This is a genomic window from Streptomyces sp. NPDC053750, from assembly GCF_044544295.1.
GTDB lineage: Bacteria > Actinomycetota > Actinomycetes > Streptomycetales > Streptomycetaceae > Streptomyces.
Map to the genome: position 1 here is coordinate 173,110 of NZ_JBITXB010000008.1, position 19,925 is coordinate 193,034.

The window sequence follows — 19,925 nt, forward strand, 5'->3', positions numbered from 1 at the left end:
TGTGTTCGTCATTTTTCGTTACATCGGTCCGACGGGGAGATCCGACTCTGATGCACACCGACCTCGTGGCAGCGCTGGACATCGGCGGTACGAAGATCGCCGGAGCGCTGGTGGACGGCCACGGCCGGATCCAGGCCCGCGCGCAGCGTGCGACGCCGGCGCGGGAGGACGGCGAGACCGTGATGCGGGCCGTCGAGGCGGTGCTCGAAGAGCTGACCGCGTCGCCGCTGTGGGGGCGGGCCTCGGCCGTCGGCATCGGCAGCGCGGGCCCGGTCGACGCCTCCGCCGGCACGGTCAGCCCGGTCAACGTGCCCGGCTGGCGCGACTACCCGCTGGTGCGGCGGGTGCGGGCCGCCGCCGGTGGCCTGCCCGTCGAGCTGATCGGCGACGGGGTGGCCATCACGGCGGCCGAACACTGGCAGGGCGCCGCACGCGGGCACGACAACGCGCTGTGCATGGTGGTCTCGACGGGCGTCGGCGGTGGCCTGGTCCTGAACGGTCGGCTGCACCCCGGCCCGACCGGCAACGCGGGCCACATCGGCCACATCAGCGTGGATCTGGACGGCGACCCGTGCCCGTGCGGGGCGCGCGGCTGCGTCGAGCGCATCGCGAGCGGCCCCAACATCGCGCGGCGCGCCCTCGAGGCCGGCTGGCGTCCGGGCCCGGACGGCGACACCTCCGCCGCCGCGGTCGCCGCCGCCGCGCGCCGGGGCGACCCCGTCGCCGTGGCCTCCTTCGAACGGGCGGCGCAGGCCCTGGCAGCCGGAATCGCCGCCACCGCGACCCTCGTCGAGATCGACATCGCCGTGGTCGGCGGGGGCGTGGGCAAGGCGGGCGACGTGCTCTTCGTGCCCCTGCGCAAGGCGCTCACCGACTACGCGACGCTGTCCTTCGTGCAGCGCCTGGCAGTCGTGCCCGCCCAGATGGGGACGGACGCGGGGCTGGTGGGGGCGGCCGCGGCGGCCCTCACGAGGGCGTCGGGCGTGACCCCGGCGGGCGTCTGAACGGACCCGCGCGGGCGAACGGGGCGAGGGCGGGGACAGCGCCCCGGAGGGCCCGGCCGACTGCAGTGGCCCGGACCCGAGCGAGTGCGGGAGCACGACGCGGGCAGACCCGAACACGGCAGTCCGACGCTGGAAACCCGGCCTCGGGGTCCCGTCCGCTGGAACCCGGCCACGGACAACCTGGCTTGGGAGACCGATCATCGAGACCCGGCCAGGGAAAGCCGACCACTGGAGCTTGGCCACCGGAGCCCGATCACCGGAGCCCGATCATCCGAGCGCGGCCACCGGAAGTCGGGCGCCCGGGTGCGGTGGGCCGGAGGCGGTTTGCACGGCTCAGTGGCCCGGCTGCGTCCCGGCCGTGCCCGCGCCCGTGACCTCGACGGCGCGGCGTAGTTGAAGCAGGCATGAAGAAGCGCGGCATGCTCGCCATCGCGTCCCTCGCCACCGGATTCGTCGTCGCGGCCGTCAGCCCGTCCCACGCCACCCCCGGTGACCTCCCGCTCCACCTCCAGGGAGACCCCGTCGGCGCGGTCGAGGACACGGTCCAGCACGAGAACCTCGCCCTGCACGTAGACCCCCTCAAGCAGCTGGGCTGACACACAGCGCCCTCACACACCACCCCGACCACCCGGCGCCGGTGCCCCTCCCGGGGGCGCCGGCGCCGCTGTCGTACGCCCTCAACTGGGCCTGGTTTCCGTGGCAGGGTGGAGCGGGCAAGCCTCAGGGGGCCAACAGAAGAGGGGGACCTGTGACCGTCGTCTGGATCAACGGCGCGTTCGGTGCGGGGAAGACCACCACCGCACGGGAACTGATCGAACTGATCCCGAACAGCACACTCTTCGACCCGGAGGTCATCGGCGGGGCGCTCGCGCATCTGCTGCCGCCCAAACGCCTCGCGGAGGTCGGCGACTTCCAGGATCTGCCGATCTGGCGCCGCCTCGTGATCGACACGGCGGCCGCCATGCTCGCCGAGCTCGGCGGGACCCTGGTGGTCCCGATGACCCTGCTCCGCCAGGAGTACCGCGACGAGATCTTCGGCGGCCTCGCCGCCCGCCGGATCACGGTCCGGCACGTCCTGCTCGCTCCGGCTGAAACGATCCTGCGGGAGCGGATAGCGCGGCGCGGGATACCGGAGGACCTCCCCGACGGCGAGATGCGCGTACGGCAGTGGTCGTACGACCACATCGAGCCGTACCGGGCGGCCCTCGCCTCCTGGCTGACCGCCGACGCCCACCCGGTCGACACCGGCGCCCTCACCCCGCGCGAGGCCGCCGCCCGCATCGCCGAGGCCGTCGATGCCGACGCCGTGCCGCCCTGCGACATCGTGCAGACGCCCGAACCCACCGGCGAGACCCTCGCCGCCGGTGTCCTGCTCTTCGACGACCAGGACCGGGTGCTGCTGGTCGACCCCACCTACAAGCCCGGCTGGGAGTTCCCCGGCGGCGTCGTCGAACCCGGCGAGGCGCCCGCCCGCGCCGGGATGCGCGAGGTCACCGAGGAGACCGGGATCCGCCTCGACGACGTACCCGCCCTGCTGGTCGTCGACTGGGAGCGCCCCGTGCCCCCCGCCTACGGCGGACTGCGCCTGCTCTTCGACGGCGGCCGGCTCGACTCCGCGGACGCCGGCCGGGTGCTGCTGCCCGGCCCCGAGCTGCGTGACTGGCGCTTCGTCACCGAGGACGAGGCCGCCGGTCTGCTGCCCCCGGTCCGTTACGAGCGTCTGCGCTGGGCCCTGCGGGCCCGGGAACGCGGGGCCGCACTGTATCTGGAGGCAGGTACTCCGGTCGGCTGACGTCAGCCGGCTGCTCCACGGGCGGCCACCGGGATCCGCAGCGCAGGCACGCACCGAGCCGGTCGCGAGGGCGCTCTGCCGACGGCAGAACCCGCAAAGGCCGGGCTCAGCTCGCCGCGTAGTTGCGCAGGAACAGCGCCTCGGCCACCGAGAGCCGCTCCAGCTCCTCGGGGGACACGCTCTCGTTCACCGCGTGGATCTGCGCCTCCGGCTCGCTCAGGCCGATCAGCAGGATCTCGGCCTCCGGGTAGAGCGCCGCCAGGGTGTTGCACAGCGGGATGGAGCCGCCCTGACCGGCGTACTGCATCTCCTGCCCCGGGTACGCCACCGCCATCGCGTCCGCCATGGCCTGGTAGGCCGGGCTGGTCGTGTCGGCGCGGAACGCCTGGCCCTGCCCGATCTGCTCGACGCCCACCCGGGCGCCCCACGGCGTACGCGCCTCCAGGTGGGCCTGGAGCAGCTTGGTGGCCTCGGCGGCGTCCACGCCCGGCGGCACGCGCAGGCTCACCAGCGCACGGGCGCTCGCCTGCACCGACGGCGTGGCGCCGACGACCGGCGGGCAGTCGATGCCGAGCACCGTGACGGCCGGGCGCGCCCAGATCCGGTCGGCGACCGAGCCGGAGCCGATCAGCTGCACGCCGTCGAGCACCCGCGCGTCCTGCCGGAACTGCTCCTCGTCGTACTCCAGCCCCTCCCACCGGTTGTCCGCCGCGAGCCCGTCGACGGTCGTCGAGCCGTCCTCGGCGCGCAGCGAGTCCAGTACGCGGATCAGGGCGGCCAGCGCGTCGGGGGCCGCGCCGCCGAACTGGCCCGAGTGCAGGTTGCCTTCGAGGGTGTCGACCTTCACGCGCAGCAGGGTCATGCCGCGCAGCGTCGAGGTGACCGTCGGCAGCCCGACGCGGAAGTTGCCCGCGTCGCCGATGACGACGGTGTCCGCGGCCAGCAACTCGGGGTGCTGCTCGGCGTACCGCTCCAGGCCGCCCGTGCCCTGCTCCTCCGAGCCCTCGGCGATGACCTTGACGTGTACCGGCACGCCACCGTTCGCCTTCAGCGCGCGCAGCGCGAGCAGGTGCATCAGCACGCCGCCCTTGCAGTCGGCGGCACCGCGCCCGTACCAGCGGCCGTCGCGCTCGGTCAGCTCGAAGGGCGGGGTGACCCAACCGGCCTCGTCCAGCGGCGGCTGCACGTCGTAGTGGGCGTACAGCAGCACCGTCTTCGCGCCCTCGGGGCCGGGCAGGTACCCGTACACCGACTGCGTGCCGTCCGGTGTGTCGAGCAGGTCCACGTCCTGGAATCCCTCGGCCCGCAGCGCCGCCGCTATCCAGTTGGCGGCGCCCACGCTCTCGCTGCGCGGGAACTGGTCGAAGTCCGCCACCGACTTGAAGGCCACCAGCGCGGTGAGCTCCTCCTTCGCCCTGGGCATCAGGGAGGCGACGGTCTCGGCGACCGGATTCGACGACATGGGCACGCTCCTTGTGGGTGCGACGTTGTACCGGGAGTACGAGCAGTACTGGGGTTGGTGGCCCGATCCTCCCACAGTGGCCTGCGGCGATGCCCGCCGTAGGATGCGGGGGTCAGGTGCGGCATGCGGTTTGTGGGGAGCAGTAGACCATCGTGAGCAGCGAGAACTCTTCGGCGGACGACGCGCGTCAGGTCTGGGACGTCGTCGTGGTGGGCGCGGGACCGGCGGGGGCCTCGGCCGCCTATGCGGCGGCGGTCGCGGGGCGGCGCGTGCTGTTGCTGGAGAAGGCGGAGCTGCCCCGCTACAAAACGTGCGGCGGCGGCATCATCGGTCCCTCGCGCGACACCCTCCCGCCCGGCTTCGAGCTGCCCCTGCGCGACCGGGTGCACGCGGTGACGTTCTCGAACAACGGGCGGTTCACCCGGACCCGGCGCTCCCGGCAGATGCTGTTCGGGCTGATCAACCGGCCCGAGTTCGACCAGCAGCTCGTCGAGCACGCGCAGAAGGCGGGCGCCGAGCTGCGCACCGGGGCGACGGTGACGCGGGTGGAGCAGCACGGGTCGGCGGTGCCGGACCGGCGCACGGTCGCCGTCGTCCTCCAGGGCGGGGAGACGGTGCTGGCGCGGGCCGTCGTCGGCGCGGACGGCAGCGCCAGCCGGATAGGCGCGCACGTCGGGGTGAAGCTCGACCAGGTCGACCTCGGCCTCGAGGCGGAGATCCCGGTGCCGGAGACCGTCGCCGAGGACTGGAAGGGGCGGGTCCTGATCGACTGGGGGCCGCTGCCCGGCAGTTACGGCTGGGTCTTCCCCAAGGGTGACACCCTGACGGTCGGGGTGATCTCGGCGCGCGGCGAGGGCGCGGCGACCAAGCGGTACCTGGAGGACTTCGTCGGGCGGCTCGGCCTCGCCGGTTTCGAACCGAGCATCTCCTCCGGTCATCTGACGCGCTGCCGTGCCGACGACTCGCCGCTGTCGCGCGGCAGGGTCCTGGTGTGCGGGGACGCGGCAGGGCTCCTGGAGCCGTGGACGCGCGAGGGCATCTCCTTCGCGCTGCGCTCGGGCCGGCTCGCGGGGGAGTGGGCGGTGCGCATCTCCGAGGCGCACGACGCGGTGGACGCGCGCAGGCAGGCCCTGAACTACGCCTTCGCGATCAAGGCCGGGCTCGGGGTGGAGATGAGCGTCGGCAAGCGGATGCTGGCGGTCTTCGAGCGCCGGCCGGGGCTCTTCCACGCGGCCCTGACCGGTTTCCGGCCGGCCTGGAAGGCCTTCAAGGACATCACGCAGGGCTCGACCTCGCTGGGCGAGCTGGTCCGCGGCCATCCGCTGGCGCAGCGGGCACTCGCCGCGATGGACCGCCGACCGACGGGGGAGACGGACCCCGCGGGCGCTCCGGACACCGGGAGCCCGACGGGGCCGACGGGCGACGAGGCCCGTTCCTGAGTCCGGCCGAGGGTGCCTGGCTGGGGTGAGTTGTGGCGGAGCCCCGGAGCCCCGGAGACCCGGGGCTCCGGTGCAGCGGGCGCGGTGTGGCTCGGTGGGGCCGGTAGGGGGCCGTTTGTGAGTCCGGTCGGGGGACTGTATGGCCGGGTGGGCTGTGGCGGAGCCCCGGGACCGGTCCCAACTGGTCGTGCTCGCCTACGAGTCGGGGCTGGTGCGGCCGGGCTGGCTGGGCTGAGCGCCACTGCCGAACCGGAGCAGCACGCTCACCACACGGCCCAGGAACACCGCGCCGGCCAGCACCGCACCCGAGCCGACGAGCACGTCCCGGGGGCCGGTTGGCAGCGCGAAGACATAGGCCGGACCCGCAACCGCCCCGAACAGCACGGCCGCCGCGAACGCCGCGCTGCACAGCGCGTACCCGATCTCGACCGTGATCGCGTCCCGCTCGCCCTGCGAACGCCGTCTTCCGTGACTGGTCATGCCGGCCAGTGTCGCAGGCGGGCGCACGGGTCGCCGCACGGTGCGGCTCAGCTCCAGGTGATGCCCGACCTCTCGCGCCACAGCGCGGCGAGCGAGGCGTCCCCGGTCACCTCCGGGACCGGCCCCCGGTTCCACAGCGCCGGGTACAACTGCGCGGCGGGCCCCGCCAGTTCGCAGTCGGCGTCCCCGGAACCGTCCCGCTCCGTCACCGGGGGCTGCTCCGACAGCCGTACGGTCCACACGGCGCCGGGCACGTCCGTCGCCCGCACCCGCAGCGTGCGGGGCTTCTCCGTGCGCACGGCGCTCTTCGGGCGGGCGTGCATGCCGCACAGCAACTCGTCGATGCCGTCCACCGCGAAGTCCGCTCCGACGCCGGTGGGCTCGCCGCCCCGCGCCGACTCGGCGTCGAGGCGGTGCACGGTCGTCTCGTGGGCCTGTCGCCGGGCCCAGAAGGCGAGGGGTGAGGGCGCGGGCAGGAAGTGCCAGCAGCGCACGTCGGGCGAGGCGCCGGCCAGGGTGTCCACGAGGTGCCGGTGTCCCTCCTCGAACCAGGTCAGGAGCGCGGCGCCGTCGAGGTCGGGCAGTCCGCCGTCGGGGTGGTAGGAGGTGTGCCCCTCGGCGACGAACGCCGCTGCCCAGCGGTGCACCATCCCCGTGTGCCGCACCAGGTCCCGTACCTGCCAGCCGGGACAGGTCGGCACCTTGGCGTCGGTGCCGGCCGTCTCGGCGGCCACGGCCAGCAACCGGCCCTCGGTGCGCAGGATTTCGATGAACGCCGCAGTCTCCATGGCAGTGAGTCTGCCTCATGAAGTCGGCTCGAAGAGGATCGGCCGGGAGGGCCGGTGCCGGCCGCGCGCTGCGGGTCAGCCCGGCGCCGCCGCCCTGCGGGTCGCGATCGCGACGAGTACCGCCACCGCCGCCAGCGCCGCGACACTGATGAGCGCGGCCGGCAGGGAGAACCAGTCGGCCATGAAGCCGATGGCGGGTGGGCCGAGCAGCATGCCGCCGTAGCCCAGGGTGGACGCGGTCGCGACACCGCTCGGGCCGCCGAGCGCTCCGGCCCGTTCGATCGCGACCGGGAAGATGTTGGCGAGACCGAGTCCGGTGATCGCGAAGCCGAACAGGGCCGCCCAGACGGACGGGGCGAGCGAGCCCAGCAGCATGCCGGCGACGGCGGTCGTGCCGCCGGCCACCACCGTCGGGGTGCGGCCGAGGCGCTCCAGCAGCGTCGTGCCGGTCAGCCGGCCCACCGTCATGGCGAGCGCGAAGCAGGAGTAGCCCGCCGCCGCCATGCCGGGTGAGGCGTCCAGGTCCTGCTCCAGGTGCAGCGCGCCCCAATCGGCCATGGCACCTTCGCCGTACGCCGTGCACAGGGCGATCAGGCCGAAGGTGACGACGAGGCGGCGCGTGCGGCGGTCGAGGCGGCGCGGGGCGCCGTCGTCCCGGGGTGAGCGCTCCGGCGGTAGGGCGGGCTCGCAGCGCAGCAGGGCGCGGCCGGCGACCAGGGTGACGAGCAGGCCGATCACGGTGAGGCCGAGCAGGTGACGCGCCGGGGACAGCGACCCGGCGACGAGCCCGCCGAGTCCCGCGCCGATCATGCCGCCGAGACTGAACGCCGCGTGGAAACTCGGCATGATCGGGCGCCGCAGTACGGCCACCAGATCGACGGCGGCGCTGTTGAAGGCGACGTTGATCCCGCCGTACGCGCTGCCGAACACCAGCAGGACGGCGCCCAGGGCGAGGGCGGAGTGGGTGAGCGGGGGCAGGGCGATGCTGAGGCAGAGCAGGACCGCGCAGGCGACGGTGACGGGGTGGGCGCCGTAGCGGCGGCACAGCCGTCCGGTGAGGGTCATGGTGACGACGGCACCCGCCGAGACACCGAGGAGCGCCATGCCCAGCGCGCTGGCGGAGGCGCCGGTCTGCTCCTTGATGGCGGGGATCCGTACCACCCAGCCGGCGAAGACGAAGCCGTCGAGGGCGAAGAAGGTGGTCAGGGCGATGCGGAGGCGGGTGAGGTCGTTGCGGGGACCCGGCACGGCGTTGTGCGAACGGGTTTTGTTTATTTGCGGCACAAAGTCAGGCTAGAGGCGGGACGGGGCAGGAGCAAGGGCGTCCCGGCCGGGCCCGGGGGCGCGCTGCGGCGCACCCGGCGTCGCATACGCTCGACACCACGATGAAGAACAACCTGACCCCCCTGGAGCCGAAGGCCGACAAGGCCTCGGTCAGACGGCACAACCTCAGCCTGGTCCTGAGGGCCGTGCACGACGCGGGGGAGGCCACCAGGGCCGGTGTCGCCAGCTACGTCGGACTGACCCGCGCGGCCGTGTCGTCCCTGGTCGAGCAGTTGCTGGAGTACGGCTTCGTCACCGAGTGGGGCAAGACCAGCAGCGGTCAGGCGGGACGGCCCGGCACCGTCCTCAAGGTGTCCCGGTCGGGACCGGCGGGCCTGGGCGTCGAGATCAACATCGACTACATTGCCGTGTGCGTCGTCGACCTCGCCGGCACCGACCGGGTCCGGCTCGTGGAGCACTTCGACAACCGCGGGGTCCAGCCCTCCGAGGTCCTCGCCCGCGCGGCCCGGCTGGCGGCCCGCGCCATCGGCTCGGCGGCCGAGCAGGACCTCACCCCGGCCGGTGTGCACGTCGCGCTGCCCGGCCTGGTCACCGGCGGCACCGTGCGTCAGGCCCCCAACCTGGGCTGGCAGCGCGTCGCCGTCGAAGGGCTGTTCGCGCAGGCCCTGCTCGCGCTGCGCCCCGCCCACCGCCCGCTCCCGGTCAGCTCCGACAACGAGGCCAACGCCGCCGCCCTCGCCGAGCTGTGGTTCGGCGCGGGCACCGAGGGCGTGCGCAGCTTCCTGTACCTGACCGGCGAGATCGGCATCGGCGGCGCGCTGGTGCTCAGGGGCGAGCTGCTGCGCGGCGCGCACGGCTTCGCCGGGGAGATCGGGCACATGGTCGTCGATCCGGACGGCCCGCTGTGCCGCTGCGGGGCCCGCGGCTGCCTGGAGCAGTACGCCGGACAGGCCGCGCTGCTCAGGGCCGCGGGCATCGACGCGGACGCGGGCGTGCAGGGCGTCGCCGAACTCGAACGCCGCGCCCGGCGGGGCGAGCCGTCCGCGCTCGCCGCGATCGAGCGGGCCGGGCGGCAGCTGGGCGTCGTGGTGTCGGGCGCCGTGAACCTCTTCGACCCCGAGGCGGTCATGCTGGGCGGTGTCTACCGGGAGCTGATGGACTGGCTGGCGCCCGCCGTCGACCGCGAACTCGCCCTCCGCGTGGTGTCCGGACTGTGGAGCGAGGACGGGAAGCGGCTGCGGGCCTCCTCGTCCCTCGGCGACGCGGCGCGGGGCGCGGCCGGTGTGATCGTCCGCGAGGTGCTGGCCGACCCGATGGCGTACGCGGAGCGGGGCGCGAGCTGACCCGGGGAGCCGCCCGCGCGTGCGGCGGCCCCCCATCAACGCGTCATGCGCGGTTCGCGGCGATCATCTTCCGGTACCAGTGGTAGCTGTCCTTCGGTGTGCGCTGCAGCGTCTCGTAGTCGACCCGGACGATGCCGAAGCGCTTGTCGTAGCCGTACGCCCACTCGAAGTTGTCCAGCAGCGACCACACGTAGTACCCGCGCACGTCCACGCCCGCGTCCATCGCCGCCCGCAGCGCGGTGAGGTGGTCGCGCAGGTAGGCGACGCGGTCGGTGTCGTGCACCGTGCCGTCGGCCGCGGGGACATCGTCCTCCGCCGAGCCGTTCTCCGTGATGTGGACGGGCGGCAGCGCGTCACCGTACTGCTTCTTCAGCTGCACCAGCAGGTCGGTGAAGCTGTCCGGGACGACCGGCCAGTTCATCGCCGTGTGCCGCACACCGGGGTGCCGGACCTCCTCGTAGCGGTTGTCCGTCGCCACCCGCCGCGCCGGGTCGCTCTCGCGGTGCGGGGCGTCGGCGACGACGATCGGGCGGTAGTAGTTGATGCCGAGGAAGTCCAGCGGCTGGGAGATCAGCTCCAGGTCGCCGTCCTGCCGGAAGTCCTCCGCGGTGATCAGCTCGCCCCAGGTCTCCTCCTCGGTGGCCGGGTAGCGGCCCGCGAGGATCGGCTCGGTCCACACCAGGTTGTGCTGCGTGTCCGCGCGCACCACCGCCGCCAGGTCGGCGGGGTGGTCGGTGGCCGGCAGGTTGCGGTCCAGGTTGAGGGTGATGCCCACCTCGCGCACCCCGGCCGCCCGCAGTGCCTTCACCGCCAGGCCGTGGCCGACCAGCAGGTGGTGGGCGGCGGCCAGCGCGCCCCGGCCCTCCTTGGCGCCGGGGGCGTGCCGGCCGATGGAGTAGCCGAGGAAGGCACTGCACCACGGCTCGTTGAGGGTGATCCAGCGCGGCACCCGGTCGCCCAGGTGCTCCGCGACGACGGCCGTGTACTCGGCGAACCGCTCCGCCGTCTCCCGCACCCGCCAGCCACCCCGGTCCTCCAGGGCCTGCGGCAGGTCCCAGTGGTAGAGCGTGGCGGCCGGCTCGATGCCCGCCGCCAGCAGCTCGTCGACCAGGCGGGAGTAGAAGTCCAGGCCCTTCGGGTTCACCGCGCCCGACCCCTCGGGCACGATGCGCGGCCAGGCGATCGAGAAGCGGTACGAGTCCACGCCCAGGTCGCGCAGCAGCGCCACGTCCTCCCGGTAGCGGTGGTAGTGGTCGCAGGCCACGTCACCCGTCTCGCCGTTCACCACCAGGCCGGGGGTGTGGCTGTAGGTGTCCCAGATCGACGGACCGCGGCCGTCCTCCCGTGCCGCGCCCTCGATCTGGTACGAGGCGGTCGCGGCGCCGTAGACGAAGCCGGTCGGGAAGCCGGGGTAGTCACTCATGCTGTGCTGCTCATCTCCTGGACGGGGGTGGTCACTTGACGGAACCGCCGGTGATCCCGGCGGCGATGTACTTCTGGGCGAGGACGAGCAGGATCGCCGCCGGCACCGCGGAGAGCACGGACGCGGCCATCACCGAACCCCAGTCGCCGACGTGGGCGCCGATGTACTGGTAGATGCCCAGCGTCACCGGCTTCACGTCGTCCGTGGTGTTCAGCGTGAGCGCGAACATGAAGTCGCTCCACGAGAACAGGAACGCGAACAGCCCCGACGTGATCAGCGAGTTGCGGCTCATCGGCAGCACCACCCGCACGAAGGTGCGCACCGGTCCGGCGCCGTCGATCTGCGCGGCCTCGATCACCTCGCCCGGGATCGACACCATGAAGGAGCGCATCAGCACGATGGAGAACGGGATGCCCAGCGAGGCGTCCGCCAGCATCAGGCCGAAGTAGGAGTTGACCAGGCCCAGGTCGACGTACGAGTTGTAGAGCGCGTTGGCGATGACGATGCCCGGCACCATCTGGGTGATCAGCGTGCCGAACACGATGGTGCGCGAGCCGCGCAGCCCGAACCGCGCGAGCCCGTAGGCCGCGGGCGCCGAGATCGCGAGGCAGATGGCGACCGCGCCGAGCGAGACGACCAGCGAGGTCAGCAGGTGCCCGCCCTGGTCGCTGATCGCCTTGGAGAATCCGGACAGGTCCAGGCTGCCCGGCACCGGATCGACCTGGAGCAGCCCCGACTCGGGCTGGAGCGCGGTGTTGAGCATCCAGTACAGCGGGAACAGCATCACGCACAGGATGAGTACGCCGGCGACGGTGGAGCCCCAGCGGCGCCGGGAGGCGGTGGGCGTGTGGGAGGCCATGGACGTCACTTCCCCTCGGTGCGGTTGGCCCGCAGGTAGAACACCGCGAACACGGCGGAGATCAGGATGAGTACGTTGCCGACGACGGCGCCCGCGCCGAAGTCCAGCTCCACGAACGAGTTCTGGTAGGTCAGCGTGCCCAGCGTCTGGGTGGCGTCGGCCGGGCCGCCGTCGGTCAGGGCGAGGATCAGGTCGAGGATCTTGACCGTCGACATGAAGCCCAGCACGAGGACGACCGTGACGACGGGCTTGAGCATCGGCAGGGTGACGGAGCGGAACGTCCGCCAGGCCGAGGCGCCGTCCAGGGCGGCCGCTTCGTGCAGTTCCTTCGGGATCTCCTGGAGGCCGCCGTAGAGGATGACCATGTTGAACGGGATGCCGATCCAGATGTTGACCAGGATCACCGACAGCAGGGCCATCTCCGGGCTGGTCAGCCAGGGCGTGTCGCCGCCGAGGCCCAGCGTGTCCAGGAACGAGTTCAGTACGCCCGTGTCCTGGTCGAGGATGCGCCGCCACACGATGCCGGACACCACCATGGGCACCAGCCAGGGCAGCAGGATCAGCGAGCGCAGCACCCCGTTCAGCGGGAAGCGGCGGCTGAAGAAGACCGCGAGTGCCAGGCCGATGCAGAACTGCCCGAGCAGCGAGCCCACGGTGAAGACGAGCGTGTGCCACAGCGCCTTGCCGAACAGGGCGTCCTGGAACACGTTGGACCAGTTGTCGGAGCCGTTGAAGGGCGCCTCACCGGTGAAGAAGGTCTTCGGCGTGTAGTGCTGGAAGCTCATCACGACGTTGCGGACGAGCGGGTAGCCGAAGAACAGCAGCATGAAGACGACGGCGGGGGCGACGAACCCCCACTGGGTGAGCCTGCGCCGGCGGGCGATGCGGGCGGGGTCCGGCGCGGCGGCCGTCCTGGACGCCTCGGTGGGCGTCCGGTCGGTGACGGTGGACGTGGTCATGGACGCGTACCTCAGTTCCCGCTCGTGGCCCGCTGCTGGGCGCGCTTCAGGGCGGCCTCGCTGGACTGGCCGGTCAGGGCGGACTGGAAGGCGCTCTGCAGGGCGAGCGACACGCTCGACCAGCCGGCGCCGAGCTTCGCCGTCCGGGACCGGGCGACGGCCACCTGGTCGGCCAGCGAGTCCAGCTCCGGCACCCGCTCGCGCCAGACGGCGGCGGCCTTGGCGTTGGCCGGGACCATCCAGCTGTTGAGCGCGTAGGTCAGCTGCTCCTTCTCGCTCGCGAGACAGGCGACGATCTTCCCGGCCGTCCTCTCCCGCGCCTCGTCACCGGTGTTGGGCACGGTGAGCACGGCACCGCCGAGCGGACCCACCGAGTCCTCGCCGGCCTCGGGCACGGGGATCGGCGCGATGCCCCAGTGCAGCGACTTGTCGCTGTTGAGGGTCTCCACCTGCCACGGACCGTTGATCATCATCGCGGCGTTGCCGGCCATGAACTGGTCGTTGACGTCCGCCTGCGTCCAGTTGACCGTCGACTTCGACAGCGAACCGTCCTTCAGCAGGGCCTTCCAGTAGTCGAGGGCCTCGGCGACCTGCGGGCTGTCCAGCTTCGTCTCGTCGCCGCCGTTGGACCACATGAACGGCGTGAACTGGAAGACGCCGTCCTCCGCGCCGCCGGCGCTGAGCGCCAGGCCGTACTGCTTGCCCTGGGTGAGCTCCTTCGCGGTCTCCCGCAGCTCGGCCCAGGTGGTGGGCACCTCGACGCCCGCCTTGTCGAGGACGTCCTTGTTGTAGAAGAGCGCGAGCGTGTTCACCGAGCGGGCCGCGCCGTAGTACGTCCCCTTGTAGGAGCCGAAGTCGACGATGCCGTCGGGGATGTCCTCGGTGCTCAGCCCGAGGGTCCTGAGGTCGACCAGGCCGCCGGCGTCGGCGAAGGTCGGCATCTCGGAGGCGTCGAACTGCACGATGTCGGGGAGCGACTTCGACGAGGCCATGCGCAGCGCCTTCGTCATCACCTGCGCCGCCGGGACACTCTGCTGCTCGATGGTGATGCCCAGCTGCTTCCCGCACCGGGCCATCGCCTCCGCGTCCCAGCGGTGGTACGACTCGTCGGTCGAGGAGTTCATCACGGTGTACACATCCGCGTCGCGCTGCTGTCCGCAGCCGGTCAGTGCCGCACCGGCGACCAGGACGGAGACCGCGGCGAACGGGGCGACGATCCGGCGTGAGCGTCCTCGCCCGCGGGGCGTGGCGGCAGGAGGGTGTGCTGTCAGGGCGAGCGGTGTGAAGCGCTTCGACATGGGGGCGGCCCTTGCTGTCGTACCGTCCGGCTTCCTCGCCGGACCGTTTTGTTTGATGTGATGACTAATACGTCAAGGACCTGCTGTCGCGCTAGAGCAAAGTGGCTCCGATCTCTCCACTTCGTGGCGTGAGTGCACTGTTCTTGTGGGTGATACTCCCTGATCAGCGCCGTGAAGCCCGTTCGGGGCCCTCTGAGTCGGCATTTGTTTTGTGTACGATCAAAATGCTGTGAGACGGCCCCCGTGCTCCCCACCCGACAGCTTCCGCCCCACCCGAGGAAGATCATGAAGTTCACCGACGGCTTCTGGCTCATCCGTGAGGGCGTGCATCTCTCGTACGCCACCGAAGTACGCGATGTACGCACCGAATCGAAGCGCTTCACCGCCCATGCCGCCGTGAAGAAGGTGACGCGGAGGGGGGACACGCTCAACGCGCCGCTCCTCACGGTCGAGTGCTTCTCTCCCGCCGAGGGGGTCATCGGCGTCCGGGTCACCCACCACGCCGGCAAGCGCCGGCCGGGCCCCGACTTCGCCGTCGAGAGCGCGGCGGACGGCGCCGGCACGGTGCGCCAGGACGGCACGGTCACCGAGCTGACCAGCGGCCCGCTGAGCCTGCGCCTGGACCGCGAGGGCCCCTGGGGCCTCACCTTCCACGACGCGGACGGGCGCGAGCTGACCCGGGCGAACGCCAAGGGCACCGCCTTCGCCACCACCGGCGACGGCGCGCACCACATGCTCAGCCGCCTCGCGCTCGGCGTCGGCGAGCAGATCTACGGCCTCGGCGAGCGCTTCACCCCGTTCGTGAAGAACGGCCAGGTCGTCGACATGTGGCAGGCCGACGGCGGCACCAGCAGCGAGCAGGCCTACAAGAACATCCCGTTCTACCTCTCCTCGCGCGGCTACGGCGTCTTCGTCAACCACCCGGGCGCGGTCTCCTTCGAGGTCGGCTCCGAGTCCGTCGGCCAGGTCCAGTTCAGCGTCGAGGACCAGACGCTGGAGTACTACGTCGTCGCCGGCCCCACCCCCAAGGACGTCCTCACCCGCTACACCGCCCTCACCGGCCGCCCCGCCCTCCCGCCGGCCTGGTCCTTCGGCCTCTGGCTCACCACGTCCTTCACCACCTCGTACGACGAGCAGACGGTGACGTCGTTCGTCGACGGCATGGCCGAGCGCGGCATCCCGCTCTCCGTCTTCCACTTCGACTGCTTCTGGATGCGCGAGTACCAGTGGTGCGACTTCCAGTGGGACCCGGACGTCTTCCCCGACCCCGAGGGCATGCTCGCCCGGCTCAAGGCCAAGGGCCTGAAGGTCAGCGCCTGGATCAACCCCTACATCGCCCAGAAGTCGCCCCTCTTCGACGAGGCCGCCGCCCTCGGACACCTGGTGCGCCGGCCGAACGGCGACATCTGGCAGTGGGACCTGTGGCAGGCCGGCATGGGCCTGGTCGACTTCACCAGCCCCGCCGCCCGCGACTGGTACGCCGGGAAGCTCAAGCCGCTGCTCGACCAGGGTGTGGACTGCTTCAAGACCGACTTCGGCGAGCGCATCCCCACCGACGTCGTCTGGCACGACGGCTCCGACCCGGAGCGGATGCACAACTACTACACCCACCTGTTCAACCGCACCGTCTTCGAACTCCTCGAAAAGGAGCGCGGGCAGGGCGAGGCCGTCCTCTTCGCCCGCTCCGCGACCGCGGGCGGCCAGCAGTACCCCGTCCACTGGGGCGGCGACTGCTGGTCGTCCTTCGAGGCGATGGCCGAGTCGCTCAGGGGCGGCCTGTCCCTGTCCCTGAGCGGCTTCGGCTTCTGGAGCCACGACATCGGCGGCTTCGAGGGCACGCCCGACCCCGCGGTCTTCAAGCGCTGGCTGGCCTTCGGCCTGCTCTCCTCGCACAGCCGGCTGCACGGCTCCTCGTCGTACCGGGTGCCGTGGGAGTTCGGTGAGGAGGCCGTCGACGTCGCCCGCAGCTTCACCCTCCTCAAGCACCGCCTGATGCCCTACCTCTACGGCGTCGCCGCCGAGGCCCACCGCACCGGCGTGCCGATGATGCGGCCGATGGTCCTGGAGTACCCGCGGGACCCGGCGTGCCGCCCGCTGGACCGGCAGTACATGCTCGGCCCGGACCTCCTGGTCGCCCCGGTCTTCACCGAGGACGGAGAGGTCGAGGTCTACCTCCCCGAGGGCACCTGGACCCACCTCCTGACCGGCGAGCGCGTCACCGGCCCGGCCTGGCGCACCGAGACGCACGGCTACGACAGCCTGCCGCTGTACGTCCGTGAGGGCGCCGTCCTGCCGCTGGCCTCCGACGACCGGCGCCCCGACGGCGACTGGCTGGACGCGCCGACCCTGCTGGTGCACCCGCCGGCCGGGGGCGAGTACGCGGCCGAGGTCACCGTGCCCGACCTGCTGGGAACGCCGGCCGCGACCTTCCGGGCCCGGCGGGACGGGGACGTGCTGCGGGTCACCGCGACCGGCACCGACCGGCCGTTCACCGTGCGGGTCGCGGGCGGGGCGAGCGCGGAGGGGAGCGGTGAGGTGAGCGTGCCGCTGGCCTGAGGAGGAGCCGGGCCTCGTCCGTCGGCGGTTCGGCGGGCGAGGCCGTTCGGTTCCATGCGGTGGTGGTCGGGCGCCCGGTGGGGTCGGCATGTGCCGCCGGGGCGGGTCGGGTCCCGGCCGTCGGACCGGTCAGCGGGTCAGGTCGTCCAGGGCGGTGAGGAGCCGGTCCACGTCCTCCGCGCTGCTGTACGGCGCGAGCCCGACCCGTACGCCGCCCTCGTCGCCGAGGCCCAGGCGGCGCGAGGCCTCCAGCGCGTAGAAGGAGCCGGCGGGGGCGTCGACCGACCGCTCGGCCAGCCGCCGGTAGACGTCGGCCGGGCGCAGGCCCGTTACGGTGAACAGCAGGGTCGGTGTGCGCCGCGAGGCCCGCGAGTACACCGTGATCCCGCCGAGGTCCGCCAGCCCGCGCTCGATCCGCTCGCGCAGCACGTCCTCGTGGGCCTCCAGCGCCGCGAAGGAGGCGATCAGCCGTTCCCGGCGGCTGCCCCGCGCGTCCGGGTCCAGGCCCGCGAGGAAGTCCACCGCGGCACGGGCACCGGCCAGCAGCTCGTACGGCAGTGTGCCCAGCTCGAACCGCTCGGGCACGGCGTCGCTGGAGGGCAGCAGCTTGTCCGGACGCAGGGTCTCCAGGAACTCGGGCCGGGCCGCCAGCACCCCCAGGTGCGGCCCGAGGAACTTGTACGGCGAGCACACCAGCGTGTCCGCGCCGAGCGCGACCGGGTCGACCACGGCGTGCGAGGCGTAGTGCACCGCGTCGACGTGCAGCAGTGCGCCGACGCCGTGCACCGCACGCGCGACGGCCGGCAGGTCGGGCATGGTGCCGATGAGGTTCGACGCGGCCGTCACCGCGACGAGCCGGGTCCGCGGCGAGAGCACCGCCTCGATGTGCTCGGGGCGCAGCTCGCCGGTCGCCGGGTCGAAGTCCGCCCAGCGCACGGTCGCGCCGGCCGCCTCCGCCGCCTGTGTCCAGGGCCGGATGTTGGAGTCGTGGTCGAGGCGGGTGACGACCACCTCGTCCCTGGGCACCCATGTCCTGGCGAGCGTCCGGGACAGGTCGTACGCGAGCTGTGTGGCGCTGCGGCCGAAGACGATGCCGCGCGGCTCGGTGCCCAGCAGGTCGGCCAGCGCGCCGCGGGCCTGCTGGACGATGTCGTCCGCGTTGCGCTCGCCCTCGGTCGTCCGGCCGCGGTTGGCCAGCGGGTTGGCCAGGGCCTCGGCGACGGCGTCGATGACGGGCTGCGGGGTCTGGGTGCCGCCGGGCGCGTCGAAACGGGCGGTGCCGGACTTCAGGGCGGGTATCCGCGCGCGGATCGCGTCGACGTCGAGGGCCATGGGTACTCCAACCGGGGGCGGGCGGGCCCGTCCCATGATCGCAGTCGGGCGGCGGCGGGGCCAGAGGACGGCGGGTGGATCATGTATCGGCCGGTGGTGGCGGGATGTGGGATCGGCCGGCGGTGGGGGGATCACGGTTTCGCCCGGCGGTGGTGGATCACGGTTCGGCCGGCGGTGGCGGGTCGGCTTGTGCGGGAGCCTTCTCCCGGCCTCCGGGATGCCGGTGCCGCCAGATCCAGAAGACCGCGCAGGACAGCAGCGCCCACCCGCCCAGCACCAGGAACGGGAAGGCGTGTTGATGCCCCTGGAAGTACACCGCGGTGTGCTGGGCGTTGACCGAGGCCCCGGGCGGCAGCCACTGGCCGATCACCCCCAGCGGCGACGGCAGCAGCGGCCAGGACACCGCGCCGCCGGACGAGGGGTTGCCGAGGAGCACCATCAGCCCCCAGGTCGGCAACATCGCCCAGCGTCCGAACAGGGTGTTGAACATGGTGAAGACCATGCCGCTCGTGAACAGGGTCAACGCCAGGATCAGCCACGACTCCACGAACGGCAGGTCGAGCGCGTCCAGCAGCCAGTCCACCGTCGCGGCGATGGCGAACCCGCCGAGCAGCGCGTAGGCCAGCGTGAACAGGATGCGTTCGAACGGGGTCAGCGACCGCGCGTGCACGCTCAGCTGGATCGCCCCGACGAAGCCGATGATCACGGCGGCCAGGGAGATGTAGAAGATCGCCAGCCCTCGCGGGTCGCCCTCCTGCAGCGGGTTGATGTCCCGGACGGTCACCTCGACGCCGGTCTTCTGCCCCACGGCCGGTGCCGTGTCGGCCAGCACCTCGGCGACCGAGGCGCCCGACGCGCTGGACAGGTCGAGCACGGCGGTCCGTCCGTTCGCGCCCAGCTCGAAGATCGCGAAGACCTCCTGGTCCTCGACCACCTGGCGGGCCTCGCCCACGGTCTCGTACGGATGCACCTTCACCGAGGCGTTCAGCGCCTTCTCCAGGCCGTCCAGGAAGGCCTGCCCGCGCTCCTGCTCGTACGAGCCGACCACGGCCGTGGGGATCGAGTGCGGGGTCGGATCCGCCATGGAATAGGTGTAGGAGCCCGCGAAGAGACCGGCCGCCGCCGCCAGGATCAGCACCAGTACGGTGGCGGGCCAGAACGGCGACTGCCGGAACGTGGACCACCGCTGCCCGGGCGTCGGAGGCCGGCCGTGGGCGCCGTGGGACATGTGGGCCATGTCCCGGACGCTTTCACAGCCGGGACGGAAGGGCATCAGGAGCGCCGTCGTCCGGGTTGCACCGGCGGAACGGGATCAGACGTGCACGAGCGGCGTGTCCACGAGGTGCTCCGCCACGAACCACGCCTGCAGTTCGTTGGTGCGGACGACGTCGGAGACCAGGAGGTCGTTGGTCCCGTCGTCCCCGAGCTCCTGGGTGCGGGCGGCGGCGTCGTGGCAGTCGGCCAGGATCAGCTCGTGCGCCTCCAGCAGCCGCGAGAGCATCGCCGGCACCTCCTCCACACCGTCCGGCGGGCGCGGCACCGTGGTGATCTCGGCGACGTGCCGGGGGTCGCCGACCGCGACGCCCCCGAGCGTCTGCACGCGTTCCGCGACGGTGTCGATCAGCTCGAGCTGTTCCCCCGCGTGCTTGTCCAGCAGCAGGTGCAGTTGGTAGAACGTCGCCCCGCGCATCAGCCAGTGGTACTTCTTGTAGAGGTCGTGCAGGATGCGGGTGTCCGCCAGCACCTTGTTGAGCCGCTGACAGGAGTAGAGGCGGGTCTCCATGGTGAGCGCCACGGGGAACTGCTTGACGGTGCCGAACTCCTGGATGGTCCGGCCCTTCTGGTGCAGCCAGGGCTGGCTGCCGTCGGACCGGTGCTCCACGGACGACGACTTCGGGTTGCTCAC

At 72.4% G+C, this 19,925-nt stretch carries 17 protein-coding genes; 6 read left to right on the top strand and 11 right to left on the bottom strand.

The features are described from left to right. Positions 1-50 precede the first annotated feature (50 nt). The 3 genes from ACIGO6_RS23695 to ACIGO6_RS23705 all read left to right on the top strand — a co-directional run bounded on the left by ACIGO6_RS23695 (position 51) and on the right by ACIGO6_RS23705 (position 2,796). Complete coding sequence (locus tag ACIGO6_RS23695; protein ID WP_399879209.1) at positions 51-1,004, top strand: ROK family protein; 954 nt, start codon at positions 51-53, stop codon at positions 1,002-1,004. A 404-nt stretch (positions 1,005-1,408) separates the two neighbouring features. Then, a complete protein-coding gene (locus ACIGO6_RS23700; RefSeq protein ID WP_399879210.1) occupies positions 1,409-1,600 on the top strand; it encodes a hypothetical protein in 192 nt (63 codons plus the stop codon). A 152-nt stretch (positions 1,601-1,752) separates the two neighbouring features. Further along, entirely contained in the window at positions 1,753-2,796 is a 1,044-nt protein-coding gene (locus ACIGO6_RS23705; protein ID WP_399879211.1) for an NUDIX domain-containing protein, read from the top strand. Between the two features lie 106 nt (positions 2,797-2,902). On the opposite strand, the gene ACIGO6_RS23710 is transcribed toward ACIGO6_RS23705, so the two are convergent. After that, positions 2,903-4,258, bottom strand: coding sequence for a dipeptidase (locus ACIGO6_RS23710; protein ID WP_399879213.1), 1,356 nt, complete (start codon positions 4,256-4,258; stop codon positions 2,903-2,905). A gap of 152 nt (positions 4,259-4,410) precedes the next feature. On the opposite strand from ACIGO6_RS23710, the gene ACIGO6_RS23715 reads away from it, so the two are divergent. Next, on the top strand, positions 4,411-5,697 hold the full coding sequence (locus ACIGO6_RS23715) for a geranylgeranyl reductase family protein (protein ID WP_399879215.1): 1,287 nt from the start codon (positions 4,411-4,413) through the stop codon (positions 5,695-5,697). A 195-nt stretch (positions 5,698-5,892) separates the two neighbouring features. Here the strand turns inward: ACIGO6_RS23715 and ACIGO6_RS23720 are convergent, their stop codons facing one another. The 3 genes from ACIGO6_RS23720 to ACIGO6_RS23730 all read right to left on the bottom strand — a co-directional run bounded on the left by ACIGO6_RS23720 (position 5,893) and on the right by ACIGO6_RS23730 (position 8,213). Continuing rightward, complete coding sequence (locus ACIGO6_RS23720) at positions 5,893-6,177, bottom strand: DUF6332 family protein (RefSeq protein WP_399879216.1); 285 nt, start codon at positions 6,175-6,177, stop codon at positions 5,893-5,895. A 47-nt stretch (positions 6,178-6,224) separates the two neighbouring features. Then, positions 6,225-6,965 carry a maleylpyruvate isomerase family mycothiol-dependent enzyme gene (locus tag ACIGO6_RS23725; protein WP_399879218.1) on the bottom strand — a complete coding sequence of 247 codons (741 nt, stop codon included), beginning with the start codon at positions 6,963-6,965 and terminating at the stop codon, positions 6,225-6,227. Positions 6,966-7,040: 75 nt separating this feature from the next. Next, positions 7,041-8,213 (bottom strand): MFS transporter, encoded by a 1,173-nt coding sequence (locus ACIGO6_RS23730; protein ID WP_399879494.1) that lies wholly within the window; start codon positions 8,211-8,213, stop codon positions 7,041-7,043. A gap of 137 nt (positions 8,214-8,350) precedes the next feature. Between ACIGO6_RS23730 and ACIGO6_RS23735 the strand changes: the two genes are divergently transcribed. Continuing rightward, the gene (locus ACIGO6_RS23735; RefSeq protein ID WP_399879220.1) at positions 8,351-9,592 is read left to right on the top strand and encodes an ROK family protein; all 1,242 of its coding nucleotides are present in this window, start codon (positions 8,351-8,353) and stop codon (positions 9,590-9,592) included. A 43-nt stretch (positions 9,593-9,635) separates the two neighbouring features. On the opposite strand, the gene ACIGO6_RS23740 is transcribed toward ACIGO6_RS23735, so the two are convergent. From ACIGO6_RS23740 to ACIGO6_RS23755, 4 genes are read right to left on the bottom strand one after another with little or no spacing between them, the layout of a single operon-like run. Next, a complete protein-coding gene (locus tag ACIGO6_RS23740) occupies positions 9,636-11,015 on the bottom strand; it encodes a GH1 family beta-glucosidase (protein ID WP_399879222.1) in 1,380 nt (459 codons plus the stop codon). 31 nt (positions 11,016-11,046) lie between these two features. Continuing rightward, entirely contained in the window at positions 11,047-11,874 is an 828-nt protein-coding gene (locus ACIGO6_RS23745; protein WP_399879223.1) for a carbohydrate ABC transporter permease, read from the bottom strand. Positions 11,875-11,879: 5 nt separating this feature from the next. Beyond that, positions 11,880-12,833 (bottom strand): carbohydrate ABC transporter permease, encoded by a 954-nt coding sequence (locus tag ACIGO6_RS23750; RefSeq protein ID WP_399879225.1) that lies wholly within the window; start codon positions 12,831-12,833, stop codon positions 11,880-11,882. Positions 12,834-12,844: 11 nt separating this feature from the next. Further along, on the bottom strand, positions 12,845-14,131 hold the full coding sequence (locus tag ACIGO6_RS23755) for an ABC transporter substrate-binding protein (protein WP_399879227.1): 1,287 nt from the start codon (positions 14,129-14,131) through the stop codon (positions 12,845-12,847). A gap of 285 nt (positions 14,132-14,416) precedes the next feature. Here ACIGO6_RS23755 and yicI point away from each other — a divergent pair, with 285 nt between their 5' ends. Next, on the top strand, positions 14,417-16,687 hold the full coding sequence (gene yicI / locus ACIGO6_RS23760) for an alpha-xylosidase (RefSeq protein WP_399879229.1): 2,271 nt from the start codon (positions 14,417-14,419) through the stop codon (positions 16,685-16,687). Positions 16,688-16,816: 129 nt separating this feature from the next. Here the strand turns inward: yicI and ACIGO6_RS23765 are convergent, their stop codons facing one another. The 3 genes from ACIGO6_RS23765 to ACIGO6_RS23775 all read right to left on the bottom strand — a co-directional run bounded on the left by ACIGO6_RS23765 (position 16,817) and on the right by ACIGO6_RS23775 (position 19,925). Then, positions 16,817-18,019, bottom strand: a complete 1,203-nt coding sequence (locus ACIGO6_RS23765; RefSeq protein ID WP_399879231.1) for a cysteine desulfurase-like protein — start codon at positions 18,017-18,019, stop codon at positions 16,817-16,819. Between the two features lie 157 nt (positions 18,020-18,176). Continuing rightward, on the bottom strand, positions 18,177-19,256 hold the full coding sequence (locus tag ACIGO6_RS23770; RefSeq protein ID WP_399879232.1) for an ABC transporter permease: 1,080 nt from the start codon (positions 19,254-19,256) through the stop codon (positions 18,177-18,179). Between the two features lie 75 nt (positions 19,257-19,331). Further along, a complete protein-coding gene (locus ACIGO6_RS23775) occupies positions 19,332-19,925 on the bottom strand; it encodes a Dps family protein (protein WP_399879234.1) in 594 nt (197 codons plus the stop codon).

What these genes read in the sequence shown, in the direction of transcription:
- ACIGO6_RS23740 (WP_399879222.1), bottom strand. Translation starts at nt 11,015, where the DNA reads ATGAGTGACTACCCCGGCTTCCCGACCGGCTTCGTCTACGGCGCCGCG.
- ACIGO6_RS23695 (WP_399879209.1), top strand. Translation starts at nt 51, where the DNA reads ATGCACACCGACCTCGTGGCAGCGCTGGACATCGGCGGTACGAAGATC.
- ACIGO6_RS23765 (WP_399879231.1), bottom strand. Translation starts at nt 18,019, where the DNA reads ATGGCCCTCGACGTCGACGCGATCCGCGCGCGGATACCCGCCCTGAAG.
- ACIGO6_RS23750 (WP_399879225.1), bottom strand. Translation starts at nt 12,833, where the DNA reads ATGACCACGTCCACCGTCACCGACCGGACGCCCACCGAGGCGTCCAGG.
- ACIGO6_RS23710 (WP_399879213.1), bottom strand. Translation starts at nt 4,258, where the DNA reads ATGTCGTCGAATCCGGTCGCCGAGACCGTCGCCTCCCTGATGCCCAGG.
- ACIGO6_RS23725 (WP_399879218.1), bottom strand. Translation starts at nt 6,965, where the DNA reads ATGGAGACTGCGGCGTTCATCGAAATCCTGCGCACCGAGGGCCGGTTG.
- ACIGO6_RS23720 (WP_399879216.1), bottom strand. Translation starts at nt 6,177, where the DNA reads ATGACCAGTCACGGAAGACGGCGTTCGCAGGGCGAGCGGGACGCGATC.
- yicI (WP_399879229.1), top strand. Translation starts at nt 14,417, where the DNA reads ATGAAGTTCACCGACGGCTTCTGGCTCATCCGTGAGGGCGTGCATCTC.
- ACIGO6_RS23755 (WP_399879227.1), bottom strand. Translation starts at nt 14,131, where the DNA reads ATGTCGAAGCGCTTCACACCGCTCGCCCTGACAGCACACCCTCCTGCC.
- ACIGO6_RS23735 (WP_399879220.1), top strand. Translation starts at nt 8,351, where the DNA reads ATGAAGAACAACCTGACCCCCCTGGAGCCGAAGGCCGACAAGGCCTCG.
- ACIGO6_RS23700 (WP_399879210.1), top strand. Translation starts at nt 1,409, where the DNA reads ATGAAGAAGCGCGGCATGCTCGCCATCGCGTCCCTCGCCACCGGATTC.
- ACIGO6_RS23745 (WP_399879223.1), bottom strand. Translation starts at nt 11,874, where the DNA reads ATGGCCTCCCACACGCCCACCGCCTCCCGGCGCCGCTGGGGCTCCACC.
- ACIGO6_RS23770 (WP_399879232.1), bottom strand. Translation starts at nt 19,256, where the DNA reads ATGGCCCACATGTCCCACGGCGCCCACGGCCGGCCTCCGACGCCCGGG.